A 20,635-nucleotide genomic window follows, 5' to 3' on the forward strand; every position below is an offset into this window, starting at 1 on the left:
TTACTGAAATTACGATCGAGTTTGATCTGCCGCAAGTCCCTCGATGAAATTCCGGCAGGCCGCGAAGTGCGCCTCCCACCCCGGCGCCCGCCAACCCGCCAGCCGCGCCAGCTGCGCGGCCCGGCGCGGGTGCTGGGGGTCCGCGTAGTCCCGCACCGCGTCCAGCCAGCCCAGCCCGTCCAGCGGCTCCAGATATTCGGGCACGTCGCCGCCTACCTCCCGCAGCACCGCGAGGTCGGAGGCGATGACCGGCACGCCGGCGGCCAGCGCCTCGGCCACCGGCACGCCGAACCCCTCGGCGAAGCTGGGAAAGAGCAGGGCGCGCGCGCCGCCCAGCAGCCGGGCCAACTCGGCCTCCGGCACATGGCCGTGCCATTCGACATATTCGGGGTGGGCCGCGATGAAGCGCTCCACCGGCTCGTTCTCCCACCCCGGGCGGCCGACGAAGACCAGGCGCGGCGTGGCGCTGCCCATGCGGGCATGCAACTCGCGCCACACCTCCAGCAGCAGCATGTGGTTCTTGCGTGGCTCCAGCGTGGACAGCGCCAGGAAATAGGGGGCGGTCCCCGGCGCCACGGCCGCGCTGGCCCGCAGGTCGATGCCCATGGGCGCCACGGCGCTGGGTGGCAGGCGCGTGCCCTGCTCGGCCAGCCAGGCCTGGGCCTGGTGGCGCACCGTCTCGCTGATGAAGATCACGCCCTTGGCCAGCCGCGCCACGTTCAGCATGCGCCGCGCATGGCGCGGCCCCTGCGCCGCGCGGTGGAATTGCGGATGGGTCAGGGGGATGATGTCGATGACCATGGGCACGAAGGCGGCGCCCTGGCGCATCAGCCGCTCGATCGCGCGCCCCCGTTCCAGCCCGTGATGGCTGACGATGCTGAACACCGCGCCGGGCTGGCGTGCCGCCCGGATGGCCCCGGCCCGGCCCAGCCCCCAGGCCAGCCGCAGCCACAGCCACAGCACCAGCCAGCGGGGGCGCGCCCGCCGGTCCTGCGCGGCCAGCACCGCCGCCACCGCCCCACGCGGCACGGCGCCATACCAACCCCACAGGCTGCGCGCGACCAGCACCGCGGCCGGATCGCCCAGCGCCTGGCGCGCATGGGCGATCTCGATGCGGTCCATGCCCGAAGGCCGCCCCCGGAAGGCGACGGCCAGCAGGCGTGAGACGTCGAGGATCAGAGCGCGGCCAGGACGGATTCGGCCTTGCTCACCTCGAACTCGCCGGGCTTCTCGATGGCCAGGTGCGTCACCTTGCCGTCCTTGGCCACCAGCGCGAAACGCTGGCAGCGCAGGCCGAGGCCGCGCGCCGTCAGGTCGAATTCCAGCCCCGTGGCCTTGGTGAAGGCGGCGCCGCCATCGGCGATCATCGTCACCTTGTCGCCCACCGCCTGGTCCTTGCCCCAGGCGCCCATGACGAAGGCGTCGTTCACGGCGATGCAGGCGATGGTGTCCACGCCCTTGGCCTTCAGCGCCGCCTCGTTCTGCACGAAGCCAGGCAGGTGCTTGGCGGAGCAGGTGGGCGTGAAGGCGCCCGGCACGCCGAACAGCACGACGGTCTTGCCGGCGAAGAACGCGGCCGCGTCCACCTCCTTCGGGCCCTCGGCGGTGGCGAGCGTGACCTTCACGCTGGGAATGCTGTCACCCACTTGAATCGTCATCTGTTCCCTCTCCTGGCTTGGGGAGGCGGAGGGTAGCGAAGCGGGCCCCCCCTGTCATCCGGGGCCACAAGACCCTTGTGGCGCGGCGCCCGGCGTTCCACATCTGCCGCATGGGAAGCAGACAGGCACCTCGGATCATGGGCGCACCGATGCGCAAGACAGGCGGCGGGACGGGCACCGGCCCCAGCCACGGCTCCGGCGACTGGCTGACCGGCCAGCTGCTGATCGCCATGCCCTCCATGCAGGACCCCCGCTTCGCGCAGGCGGTCATCTGCCTCTGCGCCCATTCCGCGGACGGCGCGATGGGGCTGGTGCTGAACCAGCCGCTGGACAGCTTCGGCTTCGATGACCTGCTGAAACAGCTGGACATCGCCCCCACACCCCCCGCCCGCGCCATCCGCATGGTCAATGGCGGGCCGGTGGAGGCCGGGCGCGGCTTCGTGCTGCACAGCCCGGAATGGAGCACCGACGGCACCCTGCCCGTACCCGGCGGGCCGGAACGAGAAGGTGCGGCCCTGACAGCCTCGGTCGAAGTGCTGAAAGCCATCGCCGAAGGCAACGGGCCCCGCCAATGCGTGCTCGCGCTGGGCTACGCCGGCTGGGGGCCGGGCCAACTCGAAAGCGAAATCGCGGCCAACGCCTGGCTGACCGCCCCGGCGGACCCGGACATCCTGTTCGCCAGCAAACCCCAGAACGCCTGGCGGCAGGCGCTGGCCAAACTCAAGGTGGACCCGCTGCTATTGAGCGGCGCGGCGGGGCATGCCTGAGCGGGGAAGGCGGCGTGCGAGAGGGGCTTTGCCCCCCTCGCGCTCCCCCCACCAAAGGCCGAAAGGCCCTTGGAACCCAATTATTTGGAAGTTCGGGGTGGGAGCACCGACAGGCAGCCTGGTCGGGAGCACGCTCCGTGCCCCCACCCCGAACTTCCAAACCTAACTGATGGGGTCCAGGGGCCTTTCGGCTCCTGGCGGGTGGGGTGCGGGGAGGGCAGAGCCCTTCCCGCATGCGACTTCCTAGCCTGGTCGCGCCCTACCGGGCCCGTTCGATGCAGAAATCCACCAGCCCGAGCATGGCGAATTTTTCCGGGCTGTCGGCGAAGGGGCTGAGGGCTTCCCGGGCCTGGCGGCCGTAGTCGCGGGCGCGGGCGAAGGTTTCCGCCAGCGCGCCGTGCTTGGCGATCAGGCGTTGGGCTTCGGCCATGTCGGCGTCGGTCTGGTCGCGGTCTTCCAGGGTGCGGCGCCAGAAGGTCTTCTCGGCCTCGTCGCCGCGCTGGAAGGCGAGCAGCACCGGCAAGGTGATCTTGCCCTCGCGGAAATCGTCGCCGACGGTCTTGCCCAGCACGGCTTCGTCGGCCGCGTAGTCCAGCGCGTCGTCCACCAGCTGAAACGCGACCCCAAGGGTGCGGCCATAGGCGTCCAGCGCCTCTTCCTCGGCGGCGGGGCGGTCCTGCACCACGGCGCCGATGCGGGTGGCGGCGGCGAACAGGGCGGCGGTCTTGCCGTGGATGACTTCCAGGTACTGCGCCTCGGTGGTGGCGGTGTCGTTCTGGGTCATCAGCTGCAGCACCTCGCCCTCCGCGATGGTGGCGGAGGCGGCGGAGAGGATGCGCAGCACCTCCAGCGAGCCGTCCTGGACCATCAGCTCGAAGGCGCGGGCGAACAGGAAATCGCCGACGAGGACGGAGGGCTTGTTGCCGAACAGCGCGTTGGCGCTGGCGCGGCCGCGGCGCAGGGCGCTTTCGTCCACCACATCGTCATGCAGCAGGGTGGCGGTGTGGATGAATTCCACGCAGGTGGCCAGCGCGACATGGCGCGGGCCGCCGGCCGGATAGCCGCAGAGGCGGGCGGCGGCGAGCGTCAGCAGCGGGCGCAGGCGCTTGCCGCCGGCGGCCACGATATGGGCCGCCAGTTGCGGGATCAGCGCCACGGGGCTGTCCATGTGCCGGACGATGAGGCGGTTCACCGCCTCCATATCGTCGCGCACCAGGGCCAGTATGGCCGAGAGCGCGTCTTCCTTGCCGGCCACTTCCGCTTTCGTGGGGGCGCCGTCCATGCTCAGCGTTGCATCCAGGGCAGGCCCGAGGCCTTCCAGCCGCCCACGGTGCCGCGATGGCCCTCATGGTCCACCGGGCCCTCGAAGCCGTCGGTCACGTTGAACACGTGGGCGTAGCCGGCCTGGGCGCTGGCCTGGGCCGCCGCCAGGCTGCGCGCGCCGGAGCGGCAGAGGAAATACACCTTGTTGGTGGGCTCCACGCCGGCCTTGTGCAGCATCTCGGCGAACTGGGTGTTCACCGCCATGGAGGGATAGAGCTGCCAGGGGATCAGCGCCACGCGCTTGCCGGCGGGCGACAGGTCCGGCACGCCCACGAAGTTCCATTCGGCGTCGGTGCGCACGTCCACCAGCACGGCGTCCGGGTCGGACTGGATGGCCGCCCAGGCATCGGCGGGCGAGATTTCGGGCACGGGGGACATGACCGGCGCTCCTGCATCGAGGGGTAGATTTGGGCCTAGGTATGGGCCGTGAGGGGCGTGGCCGCAACCGGGGGGCACGCTATGCTGATGAAAGATGGGGGGAGAACGGGGGATGCCGGCATCAGCCGAGGTGGGCGGCCAGATGGGCAGCACGGGGCGCGGCCGTGGATTCGAGCTGGCCTTGCTGGGGCTGCTGGCGTTGCTGTGGGGGTCCTCCTACGCGCTCATCAAGGTGGCGACCACCGGCTTCGCGCCTATCACCATGGTGGGGCTGCGCTGTGTGCTGGCGTCGGCATTGCTGTACGGGCTGCTGCGCTGGCGCGGGCTGGAAGTGCCCAGGGACTGGGCAAGCTGGCGCGCCTTTATGCTGCAGGCCGCCCTGGCCACCGTCACGCCCTTCGTGCTGATCGCCTGGGGCGCGCAGCAGGTGCAGGCCTCGCTGGCCACCATCCTGTCCTGCACCTCGCCCATCTTCGCGTTTTTCTTCGGCCTCGCGCTGCAAAGGGGCAACCCGCCGGGCTGGCGCAAGGCCCTGGGCGTGGTGCTGGGGGTGCTGGGCGTGGGGTTGATCGTGGGCCAGCAGGGCATGATGGGCGGCTCGGTGCCGCATATGCTGGCGCTGGTGGTCTCGGGCGCGCTGTTCGCGCTGTCGGGCTACACCGGCCTCGGTTTCGCGGCGCGGGACCCGATGGTGCCGGCCTTCGGCGCGCAGTTCTGCGGCATGTTCGTGCTGCTGCCCCTGGGCCTGGCGCTGGAGGGGCCGCCCCATTGGCCGCCGCCCGCCGGGGCGCTGGTGGCGCTGGTGGTGTTCTCGGTGTTCTGCACCGCGCTGGCCTCCGTCATCTGGTTCCGGCTGATCCGCACGCTGGGCGTGGTCGCCACCACCTCCCAGGCCTATCTGCGGGTGCCGGTGGGCACGGCGATCGGTGTGGTGTTCCTGGGCGATTCGCTGCCGCCCTCCGCCCTGCTGGGCATGCTGGCGGTGATGGGCGGGGTGGCGTTGATGACATCGAAGGCATGAACGGCCGGCCCTGAGCTGGCGTTGCCCTGAGCTGGCGTTGCCCTGAGCGGGCGCCTGCCCTGAGCGGGGCGTTGCCCTGCCGCGCGGCGCGCCCGATGCCCAATTCCCGAGCATCGCCAACCCTTTCTGTGCCTGGCCGCCGCAATCCTGTGTATGGCGGCCCCTGTTCGCTTGCTACTGCGGGGAGCATAGACACGGAGACAGCCGATGCCCCCGATGCCGCTTTCCCGCCGCCTATTGTTCGCAGCCCCTTTGGCCGCCCCCTCCCTGGCATCCGCCCAGGCGCCCACCCGGGTGCGCTTCACCATGGATTGGGCCTTCCAGGCGCCGCAGAGCTTCGGCCTGGTGGCGCGGGAGAAAGGCTATTTCCGTGAGGCCGGGCTCGAGGTGCAGATCGACCGCGGCCAGGGCTCGGGCGGGGTGCCGGTGGCGCTCGGTGGCGGCTCGCACAACATGGGCTATGCCGACATCGCCCCCACCCTACGCTTCCTGGCGGAGGACCCGAGCCGGGACGTGATCGCGGTGGCCATGCTGCATGACCGCAGCCCGCTGTGCATCATCGCCCGCGCCGATGGCCCGATCCAGACGCCGAAGGACATGGAGGGCAAGCGCCTCGCGGCCCCGGATTTCGATGCGGCGCGCCAGCTGTTCCCGGCCTTCGCGCGCGCGGCGGGCATCGACATGGCCAAGGTCAACTTCATCTCCGTCCAGCCGCCGCTGCGCGAACCCATGCTGGTGCGCGGCGATGTGGAGGCGCTGACGGGCAGCGTGCAGACCTCCTCCATCGCGCTCGTGGGCCTCGGCGTGCCGCAGGAGCGCCAGAAGCTGTTCATGTACAGCGACCATGGCCTCGACCTGTATGGCGGCGCCATCCTGACCACCCGCCGCTATCTGGAGCGCAACCCCGAAACCGTGCGCAAGATGGTCGCCGCCCTGATGCGCGGCTTCCGCGACCAGCTGGCCGACCCCGCCGGCGCGCTGGAGGCGCTGAAGCGCGCCGAGCCCCTGACTGACGTGGCGCTGGAGATGCAGCGCCACAACCTGATGGTGCAGCGGATGGTGCTGTCCGACCATGTGCGGCGGGCGGGCCTGTCCCAGGTCTCGGCCGAGCGCCTGCAGGGCAACCTCGACCTGGTGAAATCCCTGTTCAACCTGCCGGGGCGTGTGATGGCGAACCAGGCCTACACCCCCGACTTCCTGCCCCCCGCGGACCAGCTCCGCCTGCCTGGAGGACTGGCATGAGCCGTCCCTTCGTCGAGATCGACAATGTCGCCATGCGCTATGGCGGGGTCAGCGGCACGCTGGCTTTGCAGAACTGCTCGCTGAATGTGGAGCAGGGGGAGTTCGTGGCGGTGGTCGGTCCTTCCGGCTGCGGCAAATCCACCCTGATGCGGCTGGTCAGCGGGCTGTGGCCCGCGACCGAGGGCAATGTGATCGTGGCGGGGCAGGAGGTGGATGGCCCGCTCTCCATGGTGGGCATGGCCTTCCAGAACCCCACCTTGCTGCCCTGGCGGCGCATCCTGTCCAACGTGATGCTGCCGCTGGAGGTGGTGCCCGAGCACCGCAAGCGCCTGCGCGCCGAACGCCCGATGTATGAGGCCCGGGCGCGCGAATTGCTGCGCCTGGTGGGGCTCGAGGGGTTCGACAGCAAATTCCCCTACCAGCTTTCGGGCGGCATGCAGCAGCGCACCAGCATGTGCCGCGCCCTGGTGCACGAACCGGCCCTGCTGATGCTGGACGAACCCTTCAGCGCGCTGGACGTGTTCACGCGTGAGGATCTGTGGGGCGTGCTGCAGCAGGTGTGGATGACGCGCAAACCCACCGTCGTGCTGGTGACGCATGACCTGCGGGAGGCCGTGTACCTGGCCGACCGCGTGCTGGTGATGTCCGCCCGGCCGGGCCGCATCGTGGCGGAGCGCAAGGTGGACCTGCCGCGCCCCCGCACGCTGGACAGCACCTACGCCCCGGAATTCCAGGCCCTGGTGCATGATCTGCGGCGCTATATCGCGATGGCCCGCAGCGGTGAGGAGGTGGTGGTCTGATGAGCGGCAATGGAATGTCCCCCCGCGCGCTCGCGCGCTATGAAGCCATGGCCGCCCAGGCCCGCCGCCAGCGCCGTTTGCAGACGGCGCTGCCCTGGATCGTCATCATCGGCATGTTCGTGTTCTGGGAGATCGGCTGCCGCGCCTTCAACGTCAGCGAATTCATCCTGCCCGCGCCGTCGCGCGTGTTCGCCGCCGGCTACCGCTGGTGGACGCCGCTGATGTGGGACAGCCTGGATACGCTGAAGACCACTATGATGGGCTTCGCCTTCGCCATCGTGGCGGGCGTGCTGCTGGGGGTGGCGATCGGCTCCTCCACCATGGTCTATAAGGGCTTGTATCCGCTGCTGATCGCCTTCAACTCCATCCCCAAGGTGGCGGTGGTGCCGGTGCTGATCATCTGGTTCGGCATCGGCATGTGGCCGGCGGTGATCACGGCCTTCCTGATCAGCTTCTTCCCCATCGTGGTGAATGTGGCCACCGGCATCGCCACGGTGGAGCCCGAGCTGAAGGACGTGCTCCGTGCCCTGGGGGCCCGGCCCTGGGACATCATCCTGAAGGTCGGCCTGCCGCGCGCGATGCCCTATTTCTTCGCCTCTCTGAAGATCGCGGTCACGGTGGCCTTCGTGGGTGCGATCATCGCGGAAAGCGTGGCACCGAACGCGGGTATCGGGCGGCTGATGATGGTCGCCTCCTCCCGCTTCGACGTGCCGCTGGTCTTCGCGGGGCTGATCGTGACCGGGGCGATGGGCATCGTGCTGTACCTGATCGCGGAGTTCATCGAGCGCCGCACCACCGGCTGGGCCACGCGCGGGCAGGACCAGAACCTGGCGGTGGGGGGGTAGGGCTTACCCCTCTCTCGTTACCCTTCTCTGGGCCGCAGGCGGCTGGGCAGCAATTCGCCCCGCCGTTCCAGCAGCGGGTGCGCCACCCCCACCAGATGCGCGCCCACCCGCCGCAGATCCCGCACCGCATCCAGCAGGAAGCCGGGGGCCGCCCCGCCCTCGGCCGCCGCCACGCGCCGAGCGGCCTCGCGCTCCGGCTCCCGCAGGGCTTCCTTGGCGGTGACCAGCAGCCGGGCGGCGCTGGCGTCCTCGGTCATGAACACGGCCACCGCCAGGCGCAGCTGCTCGGCCAGGGTGGCGTGCATCTCGGCCAACTCCCCCTGTTCATGCGGGCCCAGCACCAGGCCGCGGCGCAGGCGCTTGGCGGCATGTTGGGCCAGGTCGCGCGCCAGCACGTCGGCGGCCTGTTCCAGCGCGATGGCGAAGGCCTGGATATCCTCCAGCCGGCGGGCCTCCTCGTCGGCCAGGGCCTCGGTGGGGATGGCGGCGAGGTAGGCATGGATGGCGTGGTGCAGGCGGTCCACCACATCGTCCATGCGGGCCAGGCTGCGGGTGGTGTCGCGCTCCTCGGCCGTGAAGGCGCGGGCGGAGGTGGCGAGCATCTCCTCCAGCGCGTCGGCCATGCGCAGCACCTCCCGCGTCGCATTGGCCAGCGCGACGGAGGGGGTGCCGAGCGCCGAGGCGTCCAGATAGCGGGGGGCGGCGGAGTCGGCCTCCGGCGGCGGTTCGGGCAGCAGCCGGGCCAGCAGGGCCGCCAACGGCCGCAGCAGCGGAAAGGCCAGCAGCGCGGTGGCCAGGTTGAACAGCAGATGCGCGTTGGCGACCAGCCGGGCAGGGGAGGGGTCGAAGGCCGTGAGCAGCCCCGTGGCCTGGGGCAGCGCCGCCAGCACCAGGGCGCAGCCCGCCAGCCGGTTCAGCAGGTTGCCCAGCGGCAGGCGCAGCCGGTCCCGCCCGCCCCCGCCGTTCCCCGGGCCGCCGCGCGCCTGCAGCAGCGGGTTCAGCGCGGTGCCCAGATTGGCGCCCAGCACCATGGCGATGGCGGCCTGCGGCCCGATCGCCCCGCCCCCGGCCAGGGAGGCGACGAACAGCACCCCCGCCACCGAGGAATGCGCGGCCCAGGCCACCACGGCCGCCAGCAGCAGGTTGGGCAGCGGGTCATGGGCCACCAGCGCCAGCATGCCCGCCAGCACGGGCGAGGATTCGACCGGCCGCAGCGTGGCCGAGAGCTGGTGCAACGACAGCAGCATCAGCCCCAGCCCGATCGCCACCCGCCCCAGGTCCCGCCCGCGCGTGCGCGTGGCACCCCGGAAGGCCACCACCCCGCCCAGGATCAGCGGCGGATACAGCCAGCCCGCGTCGAAGGACAGGAACTGCACGATCAGCGCCGTGCCGATATTGGCCCCCAGCATGGCCGCCAGCGCCGGCAGCAGCCCCACCGCCCCGGCCGCCGCGAAGGAAGAGACCATGAGCGCGGTGGCGGTGCTGCTCTGCAACACGGCCGTGACGCCGAGCCCCGCCAGCACCGCGCGCCAGGGCCGGCCCAGCGCGCGGCCGAGCCCCGCCTGCAACCGCCCGCCGAAGGCGCGCTGCACCCCGCTCTGGACCATGTGCAGGCCCCAGAGCAGCAGGGCGGCCTCGCCGGCCAGTTCCAGCAGCAAGCGGGCTTCGTTCATGTCGGGTTCTCATACATCCGGAGGACCGTAGGACTGCATGGCGAGGCATGCAATAAAACTGTCATAATGCCCCTCGCGCACGCGGCGCTGGTATTTCGCCGCCATCTCGTGCATAGGGGCCGCGCTGGCTGGCCTGTTACAGGGCTTGCCTTCAGCGGCGCGCCCTCAGCCGGCGCAGCTGCCCGTACCGGAGATGATCCGGCCCGGCATGGCATTTCCGGCCATGTGGGCGGCCTCAACCCTCTCGCCCCATTCCGGGACGACGGGCCCATCCGCACCGCATCGCCCGAAATGCCGCATGCCAGACGGGTATCTGCGCAGTCTCGGCCGCCGTTTCGCAAACCCCGGGGGTGCCATGGGGCACCCCATGAAGGACGACGCATGTTCGACAAGTATTTCCGCAAGGACATCGCCTGGGGCGGTCAGATCCTGTCGCTGGAGACAGGCAAGATCGCCCGCCAGGCCGATGGCGCGGTCATGGCCCGCCTGGGCGACACCATCGTGCTCTGCACCGTGGTCGGCGCCCGCGGCGTGAAGCCGGGTCAGGATTTCTTCCCCCTGACCGTGAACTACCAGGAAAAGGCCTTCGCGGCCGGCAAGATCCCCGGTGGCTTCTTCAAGCGTGAAGGCCGCCCGAGCGAGAACGAGACCCTCGTCTCCCGCCTCATCGACCGCCCCCTGCGCCCCCTCTTCCCCGAGGGCTTCCGCAACGAGGTGCAGGTCATCGCGACCGTGCTGTCGCATGACACGGAAAACAACCCGGATATCGTGGCGCTGGTCGGCTGCTCCGCCGCGCTGACGCTGTCGGGCATTCCCTTCTTCGGCCCGGTCGGCGCCGCCCGCGTGGGCTTCATCGACGGCCAGTACGTGCTGAACCCGACCGCGGCCCAGGTCGCGCAGTCCCGCCTGGACCTGGTGCTCGCCGGCACCGCCGAGGGCGTGCTGATGGTCGAGTCCGAGGCCGACGAGCTGCCGGAAGACGTGATGCTGGGCGCGCTGGAATTCGGCCACAAGGCCTTCCAGCCGGTCATCCAGGGCATCATCGAGCTCGCCGAGCACGCCGCCAAGGAGCCTTGGGACGTGGTGCTGGAGGACCCCGCGATCGAGGCCCTGAAGGCCCGCATCAAGGCACTCGGCACCGCCGGCATGACGGAGGCCTACAAGGTCACCGAGAAGCTCTCCCGCCAGAAGGCGGTGGGCGAGGCCAAGAAGGCCGTGGTCGCGGCGCTTGAGGCCGAGGGCGCCGATGTCGCCGCCGCCAAGGGCCTGCTGAAGGAGCTCGAGGCGGACGTGGTCCGCAACGCGATCCTGGACACGGGCATCCGCATCGACGGCCGCGACACCAAGACCGTGCGCCCGATCCTGGCCGAGGTGGGCGTTCTGCCCCGCGCCCATGGTTCGGCCCTGTTCACCCGTGGCGAGACCCAGGCCCTGTGCGTGGTCACGCTGGGCACCGGCCAGGACGAGCAGATCATCGACAGCCTCACGGGCGAATACCGTGAGAACTTCATGCTGCACTACAACTTCCCCCCGTACTCGGTGAACGAGACGGGCCGCATGGGCAGCCCCGGCCGCCGCGAGATCGGCCATGGCAAGCTGGCCTGGCGCGCCGTGCACCCCGTGCTGCCGGAGAAGGAGAAGTTCCCGTACACGATCCGCATCGTGTCCGAGATCACGGAGAGCAACGGCTCCTCCTCGATGGCGACGGTGTGCGGCGCGACCCTGTCCATGATGGACGCGGGCGTGCCCCTGCGCCGCCCCGTGGCCGGCATCGCCATGGGCCTGATCAAGGAAGACCGTGGCTACGCCGTCCTCTCCGACATCCTGGGCGACGAGGATCACCTCGGCGACATGGACTTCAAGGTGGCCGGCACCGATGCGGGCGTGACCAGCCTGCAGATGGACATCAAGATCACGTCCATCACGCTGGAAATCATGAAGGTCGCGCTGGCCCAGGCCAAGGATGGTCGCATCCATATCCTGGGTGAGATGGCCAAGGGCATTTCCGGTGCCCGCAGCCAGGTGGCCGCCACCGCGCCGCGCATCACCGTGATCAACGTGCCGAAGGAGAAGATCCGCGACGTGATCGGCACCGGCGGCAAGGTGATCCGCGAGATCGTCGAGCAGACCGGCTGCAAGATCGACATCGAGGATGACGGCACGATCAAGATCGCGTCCGCCAGCCAGGAGAACACGGACGCGGCCATCGCCAAGATCCGCGGCATCACGGCCGAGGCCGAGATCGGCGCGATCTACACGGGCAAGGTCGTGAAGACCGCCGATTTCGGCGCCTTCGTGAACTTCCTCGGCGCCAAGGACGGCCTGGTCCACATCTCCGAGCTGGCCAATGAGCGCGTGAACAAGACCACCGATGTCGTCAAGGAAGGCGATGCCGTGAAGGTCAAGGTCATCGGCTTCGACGACCGCGGCAAGGTGAAGCTGTCCATGCGCGTGGTCGACCAGGCCACGGGTGCGGACATCACCGAGCAGGTGGGCGAGCGCCGCCCGCGTGCCGAGGGCGAGGAAGGTGGCGAAGGCCGCGAGCGTGGTGGCGACCGTGACCGCGCCGACCGTGGCGACCGCCGCCCGCGCCGTCCGCGCCGCGACGACTGATCACGCTTCCCGCGTGGAACAAGGCGCCGCTCCCCACCGGGGGCGGCGCTTTTTTGTGGCTACTCCACGCGGATATTCGCCTGCCGGATCACATCGGCATAGGTCTGCGTGTAGCGCGTGATTTCCGTGCCGAAGCGCTCCGCGCCATGGGCCAGCACGGTATAGCCCACCGCCTCCAGCCGGGCTCGCACCTCGGGCTGGGTCAGCGCCTTCACCCAGGCGGCCTCCAGCCGGGCCCGCGCCGGGGAGGGCACATCGGCCCGCGCCAGCAAGCCGAACCAACTGTCGGACAATACGAGCGGGTAGCCCAGCTCGGCCATGGTCGGGACATCGGGCAGTTCCGGCGCCCGCTCCGTGGCGGAGATGCCAAGCGCCCGCATCTGCCCGCCCTGGATCATCTGCAGCACATCCGGCTTGGTGGCGAACATGAACTGGATGCGGTTGCCCATCAGGTCGTTATTCGCGGGCGCGTTGCCGTTATAGGGCACATGGATGGCATTCAACCCCGCCGCCGCCACGAATTGCTGGCCGCCCAGATGGTTCGATGTGCCGATGCCGTAGCTGCCGAAGGACAGCCCGTCGCCCGCGCGCTTGCCGGCCGCGACAAGCCCCGCGAAATCCCGCGCGACCGATGGGTGGACGACCAGCACATGCGCCGCCACCGTCGCCATGCAGATGGGCGCGAAATCGCGCAGCGAATTGTAGGGCATGGAAGGCCGCAACGTGATGTTGGCGGCGAAGCTGTTGGCCACCATTAGCAGCGTATGGCCATCGGCCGGGGCCCGGGCGGTTTCCTGGGTGCCGACGACGGTGGCCCCGCCGGGGCGGTAGTCCATGACCACCGCCTGGCCCAGATCGGCTTGCAGCGCGGCCTGGGCCAGGCGCACCACGGGGTCCATGGCGCCGCCGGCGGTGAAGGGGATGATGACGCGGATGGGCTGGCTGGGCGACCAGCCGCCTTGGGCACGGGCGGCACCGCCCAGGAAGGGCAGGGCAAGGGCAAGGCTGCGGCGGCTGAATCGCATGGACGTCTCCGGAATGATGCCCCGATGCTCGGTGGACCGGCCCGCCGCCTCAAGCCGCCCGTGAGGTGGGAACGGCTTCGCCAGCCTGGCGGCTGAACGCGAAATGTGCAGTTCGTGCTATTTCCGAGGCTTTTAGTGGGATATTGGCCTCCGCGCGGAAGGTCTGGCGCGTCAACGGGCCCGGCCCGGCCCGGAAGCCGCATTGCAGGGCCTCCACACGCGTGATCGCCCCTTGGGTCCGGGCCGTTTTGCTATTATGTGACCCCGATTATGTCTGAGGATGTCTTGCCGTGAAGGCCATCAACGCAATCCGCATGGGCGGCGCCGAGGTTCTGCCCCTGGTGGAGGGTGGCAAGGGTGTCGCCGTTTCCAATGGTGTGACCGCCGGTTCGTGGTCCGCCGCGGGCGGTGTGGGCACGCTGAGCGCCGTGAATGCCGACAGCTACGATGAGAATGGCGAGGTGATCCGCCAGATCTATCATGGCCGCACCCGGCGCGAACGGCATGAGGAGCTGGTGGAATACGCCATCCGCGGCAGCATCGCCCAGGCGGAGCGCGCCCGTGACCTGGCCGGCCCCCGGGCCCGCATCCACGCCAATGTGCTGTGGGAGATGGGCGGGGCCGAGCGCGTGCTGCGCGGCATGCTGGAAGGCGCCAAGGGCCTGATCAACGGCATCACCTGCGGCGCTGGCATGCCCTACAAGCTGGCCGAGATCGCGCGCGAGTTCAGCGTGCACTATTACCCCATCGTCTCCTCCGGCCGTGCCTTCAGCGCGCTGTGGAAGCGCAGCTATTCCAAGGTGGGCGAATGGCTGGGCGGCGTGGTGTATGAGGACCCCTGGCTGGCCGGCGGCCACAACGGCCTGTCCAACAGCGAGGACCCCCGCAAGCCCGAACCCCCCTTCGGCCGCGTGCTGGCGCTGCGCCAGCAGATGCGCGCCTTCGGCCTGGGCGACACGCCCATCATCATGGCCGGCGGCGTGTGGTGGCTGGAGGAATGGGAGGACTGGATCGACAACCCCGAGCTCGGTCCCATCGCCTTCCAGTTCGGCACCCGCCCGCTGCTGACCCAGGAAAGCCCGATCGGCGACGAGTGGAAGGCCCGGCTGATGCAGCTGGAGCCGGGCGACGTCTCGCTGCAGAACTTCTCGCCCACCGGCTTCTACAGCTCTGCCGTGCGCAATGATTTCCTGCGCCAGCTCGAAGGCCGCAGCGAGCGCCAGATCGCCTACTCGCCCGAGGCCGTGGGCGACCACACCGCCGAATTCCTGGTGGGCCAGCGCCGCCGCCCCGTCTTCGTCACGCCGCATGACCGCGAGCGCGCCGAGACCTGGGAGGCCGCGGGCTTCACCGAGGCCCTGCGCACCCCCGACAGCACCCTGGTGTTCGAAACGCCGGAGGTCTCGCGTGAGGTGCTGAAGGACCAGGCCGATTGCATGGGCTGCCTCAGCCAGTGCCGCTTCTCCAACTGGTCGCAGCACTCGCCGGACCTGACCAACGGCAAGAAGGCCGATCCGCGCAGCTTCTGCATCCAGAAGAGCTTGCAGAACATCGCCCATGGCGGCTCCACCGAGCACAACCTGATGTTCGCGGGCCACAACGCCCCGCGCTTCAAGTCCGATCCCTTCTATTCCAACGGCTTCGTCCCCACGGTGAAGCAGCTGGTCGAGAGGATCATGACGGGCCGCTGATCCGCGGCCCGCTGCTTTCCTGATCTGGCGCAAGCCCGATGTGCCCCAAGCATGGCCATATGCCTGGGGGACATCGGTCTGTGCTTGACCGGATGCCGGTTCAGGACAAATTAACAAATGGAAACGCCCTGGAGGACGTCATGCCTGAATTGACCCGCCGCGCCGCGCTGGCGATCCCTGCCCTCGGCCTTGCGGCCCCCGCCTTGGCCCAGCAGGGCTATCCCAGCCGGCCCATCACGATGATCGTCCCCTTCGCGGCCGGTGGCCCGACGGACACGGTGGCCCGTCTGCTGGCGACCGAGATGAGCAAGGACCTGGGCGGTTCCGTGGTGGTGGAGAATGTGGGCGGCGCCGGCGGCACGCTGGGCGCGCAGCGCACGGCCCAGGCCCGGCCGGATGGCTACAACATCCTGTGCCACCACATCGGCATGGCGACCATCCCGACCCTGTACCGCCGCCTGGCCTATGACCCGGTGAATGGCTTCGAGACGATCGGCATGATCACCGAAGTGCCGATGACCATCATCGCCCGTCGCAACATTCCCGCCAACAACCTGCAGGAGCTGGTGGCGCTGGTGCGGCGTGAGGGCATGGGCATCAACCTGGCCAATGCGGGCGTGGGGGCGGCCAGCCATCTGTGCGGCCTGCTGTTCCAGACCGCCATCGGCACCCAGACCACCACCGTGCCCTATCGCGGCACGGGCCCGGCCATGAACGACCTGGTGGGCGGCACGGTGGACCTGATGTGCGACCAGACCACCAACACCACCGAGCAGATCCGCGCCGGCACCGTGCGCGCCTTCGCGGTGACCACGCCGCAGCGCGTCGAGTCGCTGCCCAACATCCCCACCGCCGCCGAGGCCGGGCTGCCGAACATGGAAGTCAGCATCTGGCATGGGCTGTACGCGCCCAAGGGCACGCCGGCCGAGATCGTGAACCGCCTGTCGCAGAGCCTGCAAGTGGCGCTGCGCGTGCCCACGCTGGTGCAGCGCTTCAACGAGCTGGGCACCAGCCCGGTGCCGCAGGACCGCGCGACCCCCGCCTATCACCGCCAGTTCTGGCAGGCGGACATCGCCCGCTGGCGGCCGATCATCCAGGCGGCGGGCGCTTTCGCGGATTGATGCCAGGGGGCTCCCGGGGGCTTCGCCCCCCGGCCCCCAGCAAGGGGCTCTGCCCCTTGCATCCCCGCCAAAGGCCGAAAGGCCCTTGGAACCCATGAGTTGGCGCCCTACCTTGGCAGGTGGGGCGCCATTTTCATTATAAAAATCAATGGTAAACACCTTCCCTGGATCAGCGCCAAACTGATCTAGGTCCAGGACCGAGCACGGTCCTGGCGGGGTCCAGGGGCGGAGCCCCTGGTGGGGGCCTCGGGGGGCGAAGCCCCTGAGTGCCGCGCCCCCTCCCTCACCCCTTCCCGAACCCTTTCTCCCGGCGGATCACCTCCGCCGCCGGGTCCGTGCTGGCGCGCACCTGGGCGAACAGGTGCCGCTTCAGCCGCCCACGCCAGGCGGTCGGCACTTCCGCCATCGCCTCGCCCAGTGCGGCATAGGCATCGGCGTTCCAGCGCGCCTCGTGCGCCGTGCGGTTGGGGCCGCCGTCGAAGCCCTCGCGCGGGGCCTGCTGGGCCCGCATCGCCTCGGTGGCCGGCAGGTCCAGCGCGCCGTTCCGGATCACCACGCCGTAATCCCGCGCGGCGGCGGCGGTGGAAACGCGCCCGGCCTGCCAGTCGCGCAGCACGGCCTCGGGCCTGCGGGTCATCGGGTCACCGCGCCCGCCGCCGCCTGGCGAGACGATGCGCACCACATCGCCCGGGGCGGGGTTCAGCAGGTCGGTGTTGCGCAGGTCATGCTCGTTGGGCGCGCCGGGGTTGAGGGTGAAGCTGCTGGCCGCCCCCGGCCGCCCGCCCAGGATGCCCCAGGGCTGGAAGATGGAGCGGTCGCGGTTGCGTGCCGTCACCGTCGCGTCCGGCGCGTCGGTGGTGAATTCCAGCACGGTGGCGAGCCCCCCGCGATGCGCGCCCGGGCCGCCCGTATCGGGCATCAGGCCGTAGCGCAGGATGCGGATGGGCGCCTCGGATTCGGTGATCTCGATCGGGCTGTTCTTGAGGTAGGCCGCATCGGCGCCAGAACCGTCGGTGCCGTCCCGGTGCGGCATGCCGCCGCCCCCGCCCACGATGGGGGCGATGGCGGAAATCACCCGCCGGCCGGTGCGCCGGTTCTCGGCCGCCAGGTTGATGATGGAGGAAGAACCGGCGGGGGCCGCCGGCAGGCGCTCGGGGGCGGCTTGCGCGAAGGCGCCGAAGACCAGGCTGCGCAGCCGCGCGCAGGTTAGGCTGCGCATGCCGACGGCCGCGGGGTGGGCCGGGTTCACCACGCTGCCCTCGGGCAGGATGCAGGTGAAGGGCCGGGTGGTGCCGAAATTCAGCGTGATCTTGGGGCTCAGCGCTGACAGCACGTAATACACCCCCACCAGGATCAGCGAGTGGCGCGGGTGCCCGCCCGTGGGCACGTTCATCGAGCACAGGGTCTGCGGATCGGTGCCGGTGAAGTCCAACTCCGCGCTGTCGCCCTGGATGCGCAGGGCGAGCTTCAGCCGCAGCGGGTCGCCGCCCACCCCATCCTCGTCGCAATAGTCGGCGAAGCGGTAGGTGCCGTCGGGCAGGCCGGCCAGCACGGCGCGGGCCTGGGCCTCGCCATAGTCCAGCAGGTCGGCCAGGCCGTCCTGCAACGTTTCCACCCCGAAGCGGCGGGCGAGTTCCAGGATCCGCCGCTCGCCGGTGTTCACGGCGGCGACCAGCGCCTTCAGGTCGCCCCAGTTCTGTTCGGGCACGCGCACATTGGTGGTGATGGTGCGCAGCAGCGTCTCATCCAGCACGCCCTGGCGGTACAGCTTGCTGGGCGGGATGCGCAGGCCTTCCTGGTGCACCTCGGTCAGGGTGCGGGACAGGCTGGCGGGCACGGCGCCGCCCACATCCACATTGTGGATATGCCCGCCCGCGAAGGCGATGATCTCGCCCTCATGGAACACCGGCTTCCACATGTTGGTGTCGGGCGAATGGGTCGAGAGGTAGCCGGAATACGGGTCGCTCGTCATGGCGATGTCGCCCGGCTGGTAGCCGCCGGGGACGAGGCCGATCGCCGCCTCGTAATCCACGCCCGGGTACCAGGTGGCGCCCAGGTCCAGCGGCACGGCGCAGGTCTTGCCGTGCTTGTCGAGCAGCTGGATCGTGAAGTCCTCGGTCTCCTTCACGAAGGTCGAATGCGCGGTGCGGTAGAGCGTGGTGGCCATGCTCTCGGCGGCGGCGCGGCAGTGGTTGCGCAGCACCTGCAGGGTGACGGGATCGGTGCGCATCAGGCGTGCTCCATCACGAGGTTGCCAAGGGCGTCGGTTTCGGCGCTCCAGCCGGGGGGCACCAGCACGGTGCAGTCGGATTGGGTGACGATGGCCGGGCCCTGGAAGCGCCCGCCGGGGGGCAGCGCCGCGCGGCGGAACAGCCCGGCATCCCGCGTGGCGCCGCCGAGCGTCAGGGGCACCAGCTTTTCCGGGGCTTCCGCATGCGGCGTGACGGGCGAGACGGGGAAGGGCAGCGGCGGCGCCGCGCGGCGGGAGACGGCGCGCAGGCTGACCACCTCCACCGGCGCGTCCGGGTCGCTGTGGCCGAAGGCCTCGTCATGCGCCGCGTGGAAGGCGGTGGCGAGGGCCGCCAGGCTTTCGCCCACGGGCACAGTCAGCTCGAAGGATTGCCCGCGATAGCGCAGATCGGCGGCCAGGGTGGTGTCGGCCGTGCCCGCGCCGCCCATTTCGGCCAGCGCGCCTTCGGCCTCGGCGGCCAGTTCGGCCAGGCCGGCCGCGATGACGGGCCAGGCGGCGGGTTCCAGCGGCAGCAGCGCGGTGCGCATGGTGTCGCGGCGCAGATCGGCGGCCAGCGCCCCCAGCGCGCACAGCGTGCCCGGCACCGGCGGCACCAGCACGCGGCGGATGCCGGCGGTCTCGGCCAGCAGGGCGCCCAGCATGGGCCCGGCCCCGCCGAAGGGCATCAGCGTGAGCTCGCTGGCATGCATGCCAGCGCGGGCCAGCAGCTTGTCGATCTCCACCAGCATGCCGCTGATGGCCACTTGCAGCACGCCTTCGGCGGCATGGGCGGCATCGGTGTTCAGCGCGGCGGCGATGGGGGCGATGGCCTTTTCCGAGAGGGCCCGGTCCGGCGCGATGGCGCCGAAGCCCAGCTCACCCTGGCCCAGAATGCCGCAGAGCAACGCCGCGTCGGTCACGGTGCAGCGGGTGCCGCCCCGCCCGAAGCAGGCCGGGCCCGGGGTGGAGCCGGCACTTTCGGGGCCCACCTGCAACACGCCCTGCGCGTCGATCCGCGCGATGGAACCCCCGCCCTGGCCGCTGGAGACCACCGCCACGGTGGGAATCGCCAGCGGGAAATCGCCGATCGCATGGCCAGTGCCGAAGGCCGGCTGCCCGTCGATCAGCAGCGCCACATCGGCGCTGGTGCCGCCCACATCCAGCGTCAGCACCGCGCCCAGGCCGGCGGCCTTGGCCACCACCCCGGCGCCGACGACGCCCGAGGCCGTGCCCGACAGCAGCATGCCCACGCAATCCCGCCGCCCGCGCCGCGCCGTCATGGTCCCGCCCGCCGAGGTGGTCAGCAGCAGCGGCGCCGCGATGGAGGCCGCGCGCAGCTGGCCCTCCACCCGTTCCAGATAGGCATCGATGCGCGGGTGGACATAGGCGTTCAGCACAGCGGTGGTGGTACGCTCGTATTCGCGGATGGCGGGCCAGACCTCGGCGCCGTGGAAGACGAACAGGCCGGGCGCCATCTCCGCGATCATCGCGGCCACCGCGCGCTCATGCGCGTCGTTGCGCCAGGCATGCAGGAAGGAGACGACGATGCCCTGCGCCCCCGCCGCCCGGGCGGCGGCCAGGGCGGCCGCCACACTCTCGCGGCCCGGGGCCAGCAGGGTGTTGCCCTCGGCATCCATGCGCTCGGCGATGCCGAAGACATGCTCGCGCGGCACCAGCGGTTCCGGGCGCTCGCAGAACAGGCTGTAGGGATCGGGCATGCGCAGGCGTGCCAGCTCCAGCATGTCCGTGAAGCCATCGGTGGTGAACAGGGCGAGCGGCGCGCCCCGGCGCTGGATGATGGTGTTCACCCCCACCGTGGTGCCGTGCACGAAACGCTCCACGGCCCTGGGTTCCAGCCCCTCGGCGGCCAGGCGCTTCAGGCCCTCGGCCACATCGTCGCCCGGGGCGTTGGGGGTGGTCAGGACCTTCAGCGTGCGCAGATCGCCCGTGTCGGTGTTGAGGGCCGTGAAATCCGCGAAGGTGCCGCCGATATCCACCCCGATACGCCATGCCATGCCAGAATCACCTCGATGTCCGGGCGGCAGCATGGCGGCGGTGCCCCCCGGCGGCGAGTTCCTTTCCGCCGGGCGGCGATAGCCATTGGTTATCGCAGCGCGTAGGGGGCCAGATCGGCCGGCAGGCCCAGCGCCGCGCGGGCGACCAGCCGGGTCTCGGCGCCCAGCCCCGCGAGGTGGAAGGCCGCACTCGCCCCCAGCACGCCCCCGCCCACGACGATGACGCGCATGGT

The 20,635-nt window shown here is 70.5% G+C and carries 17 protein-coding genes; 8 read left to right on the plus strand and 9 right to left on the minus strand.

Annotation, left to right across the window (positions count from 1 at the left end; genetic code table 11):
- Positions 1–9: 9 nt before the first annotated feature.
- Together GT007_RS17340 and GT007_RS17345 are read right to left on the minus strand one after the other, a co-directional pair.
- A complete protein-coding gene (locus tag GT007_RS17340) occupies positions 10–1,122 on the minus strand; it encodes a glycosyltransferase family 4 protein (RefSeq protein ID WP_160122919.1) in 1,113 nt (370 codons plus the stop codon).
- Between the two features lie 53 nt (positions 1,123–1,175).
- On the minus strand, positions 1,176–1,658 hold the full coding sequence (locus GT007_RS17345; protein WP_160122920.1) for a peroxiredoxin: 483 nt from the start codon (positions 1,656–1,658) through the stop codon (positions 1,176–1,178).
- A gap of 149 nt (positions 1,659–1,807) precedes the next feature.
- On the opposite strand from GT007_RS17345, the gene GT007_RS17350 reads away from it, so the two are divergent.
- Complete coding sequence (locus tag GT007_RS17350) at positions 1,808–2,425, plus strand: YqgE/AlgH family protein (RefSeq protein ID WP_160122921.1); 618 nt, start codon at positions 1,808–1,810, stop codon at positions 2,423–2,425.
- A 259-nt stretch (positions 2,426–2,684) separates the two neighbouring features.
- On the opposite strand, the gene GT007_RS17355 is transcribed toward GT007_RS17350, so the two are convergent.
- A complete protein-coding gene (locus GT007_RS17355) occupies positions 2,685–3,707 on the minus strand; it encodes a polyprenyl synthetase family protein (protein WP_160122922.1) in 1,023 nt (340 codons plus the stop codon).
- Between the two features lie 2 nt (positions 3,708–3,709).
- Complete coding sequence (locus tag GT007_RS17360; RefSeq protein ID WP_160122923.1) at positions 3,710–4,126, minus strand: rhodanese-like domain-containing protein; 417 nt, start codon at positions 4,124–4,126, stop codon at positions 3,710–3,712.
- A 112-nt stretch (positions 4,127–4,238) separates the two neighbouring features.
- Between GT007_RS17360 and GT007_RS17365 the strand changes: the two genes are divergently transcribed.
- The 4 genes from GT007_RS17365 (at position 4,239) to GT007_RS17380 (ending at position 8,034) form a co-directional block, all read left to right on the plus strand.
- Complete coding sequence (locus GT007_RS17365) at positions 4,239–5,147, plus strand: DMT family transporter (RefSeq protein WP_160122924.1); 909 nt, start codon at positions 4,239–4,241, stop codon at positions 5,145–5,147.
- A gap of 252 nt (positions 5,148–5,399) precedes the next feature.
- On the plus strand, positions 5,400–6,389 hold the full coding sequence (locus GT007_RS17370; protein WP_160122925.1) for an ABC transporter substrate-binding protein: 990 nt from the start codon (positions 5,400–5,402) through the stop codon (positions 6,387–6,389).
- Positions 6,386–7,189, plus strand: a complete 804-nt coding sequence (locus GT007_RS17375; RefSeq protein ID WP_160122926.1) for an ABC transporter ATP-binding protein — start codon at positions 6,386–6,388, stop codon at positions 7,187–7,189. Before GT007_RS17370 ends, GT007_RS17375 begins: the two co-directional genes overlap by 4 nt.
- On the plus strand, positions 7,189–8,034 hold the full coding sequence (locus tag GT007_RS17380; protein WP_236571731.1) for an ABC transporter permease: 846 nt from the start codon (positions 7,189–7,191) through the stop codon (positions 8,032–8,034). The genes GT007_RS17375 and GT007_RS17380 overlap by 1 nt, the downstream gene beginning before the upstream one ends.
- A gap of 17 nt (positions 8,035–8,051) precedes the next feature.
- Here GT007_RS17380 and GT007_RS17385 read toward each other — a convergent pair whose 3' ends face one another.
- Positions 8,052–9,707, minus strand: a complete 1,656-nt coding sequence (locus tag GT007_RS17385; protein ID WP_160122927.1) for a Na/Pi cotransporter family protein — start codon at positions 9,705–9,707, stop codon at positions 8,052–8,054.
- Between the two features lie 381 nt (positions 9,708–10,088).
- On the opposite strand from GT007_RS17385, the gene pnp reads away from it, so the two are divergent.
- A complete protein-coding gene (gene pnp / locus GT007_RS17390; RefSeq protein ID WP_160122928.1) occupies positions 10,089–12,320 on the plus strand; it encodes a polyribonucleotide nucleotidyltransferase in 2,232 nt (743 codons plus the stop codon).
- A 59-nt stretch (positions 12,321–12,379) separates the two neighbouring features.
- Here pnp and GT007_RS17395 read toward each other — a convergent pair whose 3' ends face one another.
- The gene (locus tag GT007_RS17395; protein WP_160122929.1) at positions 12,380–13,345 is read right to left on the minus strand and encodes a Bug family tripartite tricarboxylate transporter substrate binding protein; all 966 of its coding nucleotides are present in this window, start codon (positions 13,343–13,345) and stop codon (positions 12,380–12,382) included.
- 290 nt (positions 13,346–13,635) lie between these two features.
- Between GT007_RS17395 and GT007_RS17400 the strand changes: the two genes are divergently transcribed.
- Together GT007_RS17400 and GT007_RS17405 are read left to right on the plus strand one after the other, a co-directional pair.
- The gene (locus GT007_RS17400) at positions 13,636–15,036 is read left to right on the plus strand and encodes an NAD(P)H-dependent flavin oxidoreductase (protein ID WP_160122930.1); all 1,401 of its coding nucleotides are present in this window, start codon (positions 13,636–13,638) and stop codon (positions 15,034–15,036) included.
- Between the two features lie 140 nt (positions 15,037–15,176).
- Positions 15,177–16,157: a tripartite tricarboxylate transporter substrate binding protein BugD gene (locus tag GT007_RS17405; protein WP_160122931.1), complete on the plus strand. Its 981-nt coding sequence runs from the start codon at positions 15,177–15,179 to the stop codon at positions 16,155–16,157.
- Positions 16,158–16,440: 283 nt separating this feature from the next.
- On the opposite strand, the gene GT007_RS17410 is transcribed toward GT007_RS17405, so the two are convergent.
- From GT007_RS17410 to GT007_RS17420, 3 genes are all read right to left on the minus strand, one after another.
- Positions 16,441–18,387 carry a hydantoinase B/oxoprolinase family protein gene (locus tag GT007_RS17410; protein ID WP_160122932.1) on the minus strand — a complete coding sequence of 649 codons (1,947 nt, stop codon included), beginning with the start codon at positions 18,385–18,387 and terminating at the stop codon, positions 16,441–16,443.
- Entirely contained in the window at positions 18,387–20,402 is a 2,016-nt protein-coding gene (locus tag GT007_RS17415) for a hydantoinase/oxoprolinase family protein (RefSeq protein WP_160122933.1), read from the minus strand. Before GT007_RS17415 ends, GT007_RS17410 begins: the two co-directional genes overlap by 1 nt.
- An 89-nt stretch (positions 20,403–20,491) precedes the next feature.
- Positions 20,492–20,632: an NAD-binding protein gene (locus tag GT007_RS17420; protein WP_160122934.1), complete on the minus strand. Its 141-nt coding sequence runs from the start codon at positions 20,630–20,632 to the stop codon at positions 20,492–20,494.
- Between the last annotated feature and the right edge of the window lie 3 nt (positions 20,633–20,635).

The sequence above is a fragment of the Rhodovarius lipocyclicus genome (assembly GCF_009900765.1).
Classification (GTDB): Bacteria; Pseudomonadota; Alphaproteobacteria; order Acetobacterales; family Acetobacteraceae; genus Rhodovarius; species Rhodovarius lipocyclicus.

Excerpts from the sequence above, each read along its gene's own strand:
- GT007_RS17380 (WP_236571731.1), top strand. The coding sequence starts at position 7,189 with ATGAGCGGCAATGGAATGTCCCCCCGCGCGCTCGCGCGCTATGAAGCC.
- GT007_RS17345 (WP_160122920.1), bottom strand. The coding sequence starts at position 1,658 with ATGACGATTCAAGTGGGTGACAGCATTCCCAGCGTGAAGGTCACGCTC.
- GT007_RS17360 (WP_160122923.1), bottom strand. The coding sequence starts at position 4,126 with ATGTCCCCCGTGCCCGAAATCTCGCCCGCCGATGCCTGGGCGGCCATC.
- pnp (WP_160122928.1), top strand. The coding sequence starts at position 10,089 with ATGTTCGACAAGTATTTCCGCAAGGACATCGCCTGGGGCGGTCAGATC.
- GT007_RS17395 (WP_160122929.1), bottom strand. The coding sequence starts at position 13,345 with ATGCGATTCAGCCGCCGCAGCCTTGCCCTTGCCCTGCCCTTCCTGGGC.
- GT007_RS17410 (WP_160122932.1), bottom strand. The coding sequence starts at position 18,387 with ATGCGCACCGATCCCGTCACCCTGCAGGTGCTGCGCAACCACTGCCGC.
- GT007_RS17355 (WP_160122922.1), bottom strand. The coding sequence starts at position 3,707 with ATGGACGGCGCCCCCACGAAAGCGGAAGTGGCCGGCAAGGAAGACGCG.
- GT007_RS17375 (WP_160122926.1), top strand. The coding sequence starts at position 6,386 with ATGAGCCGTCCCTTCGTCGAGATCGACAATGTCGCCATGCGCTATGGC.
- GT007_RS17340 (WP_160122919.1), bottom strand. The coding sequence starts at position 1,122 with ATGGACCGCATCGAGATCGCCCATGCGCGCCAGGCGCTGGGCGATCCG.
- GT007_RS17405 (WP_160122931.1), top strand. The coding sequence starts at position 15,177 with ATGCCTGAATTGACCCGCCGCGCCGCGCTGGCGATCCCTGCCCTCGGC.
- GT007_RS17420 (WP_160122934.1), bottom strand. The coding sequence starts at position 20,632 with ATGCGCGTCATCGTCGTGGGCGGGGGCGTGCTGGGGGCGAGTGCGGCC.
- GT007_RS17365 (WP_160122924.1), top strand. The coding sequence starts at position 4,239 with ATGCCGGCATCAGCCGAGGTGGGCGGCCAGATGGGCAGCACGGGGCGC.
- GT007_RS17350 (WP_160122921.1), top strand. The coding sequence starts at position 1,808 with ATGCGCAAGACAGGCGGCGGGACGGGCACCGGCCCCAGCCACGGCTCC.
- GT007_RS17385 (WP_160122927.1), bottom strand. The coding sequence starts at position 9,707 with ATGAACGAAGCCCGCTTGCTGCTGGAACTGGCCGGCGAGGCCGCCCTG.
- GT007_RS17415 (WP_160122933.1), bottom strand. The coding sequence starts at position 20,402 with ATGGCATGGCGTATCGGGGTGGATATCGGCGGCACCTTCGCGGATTTC.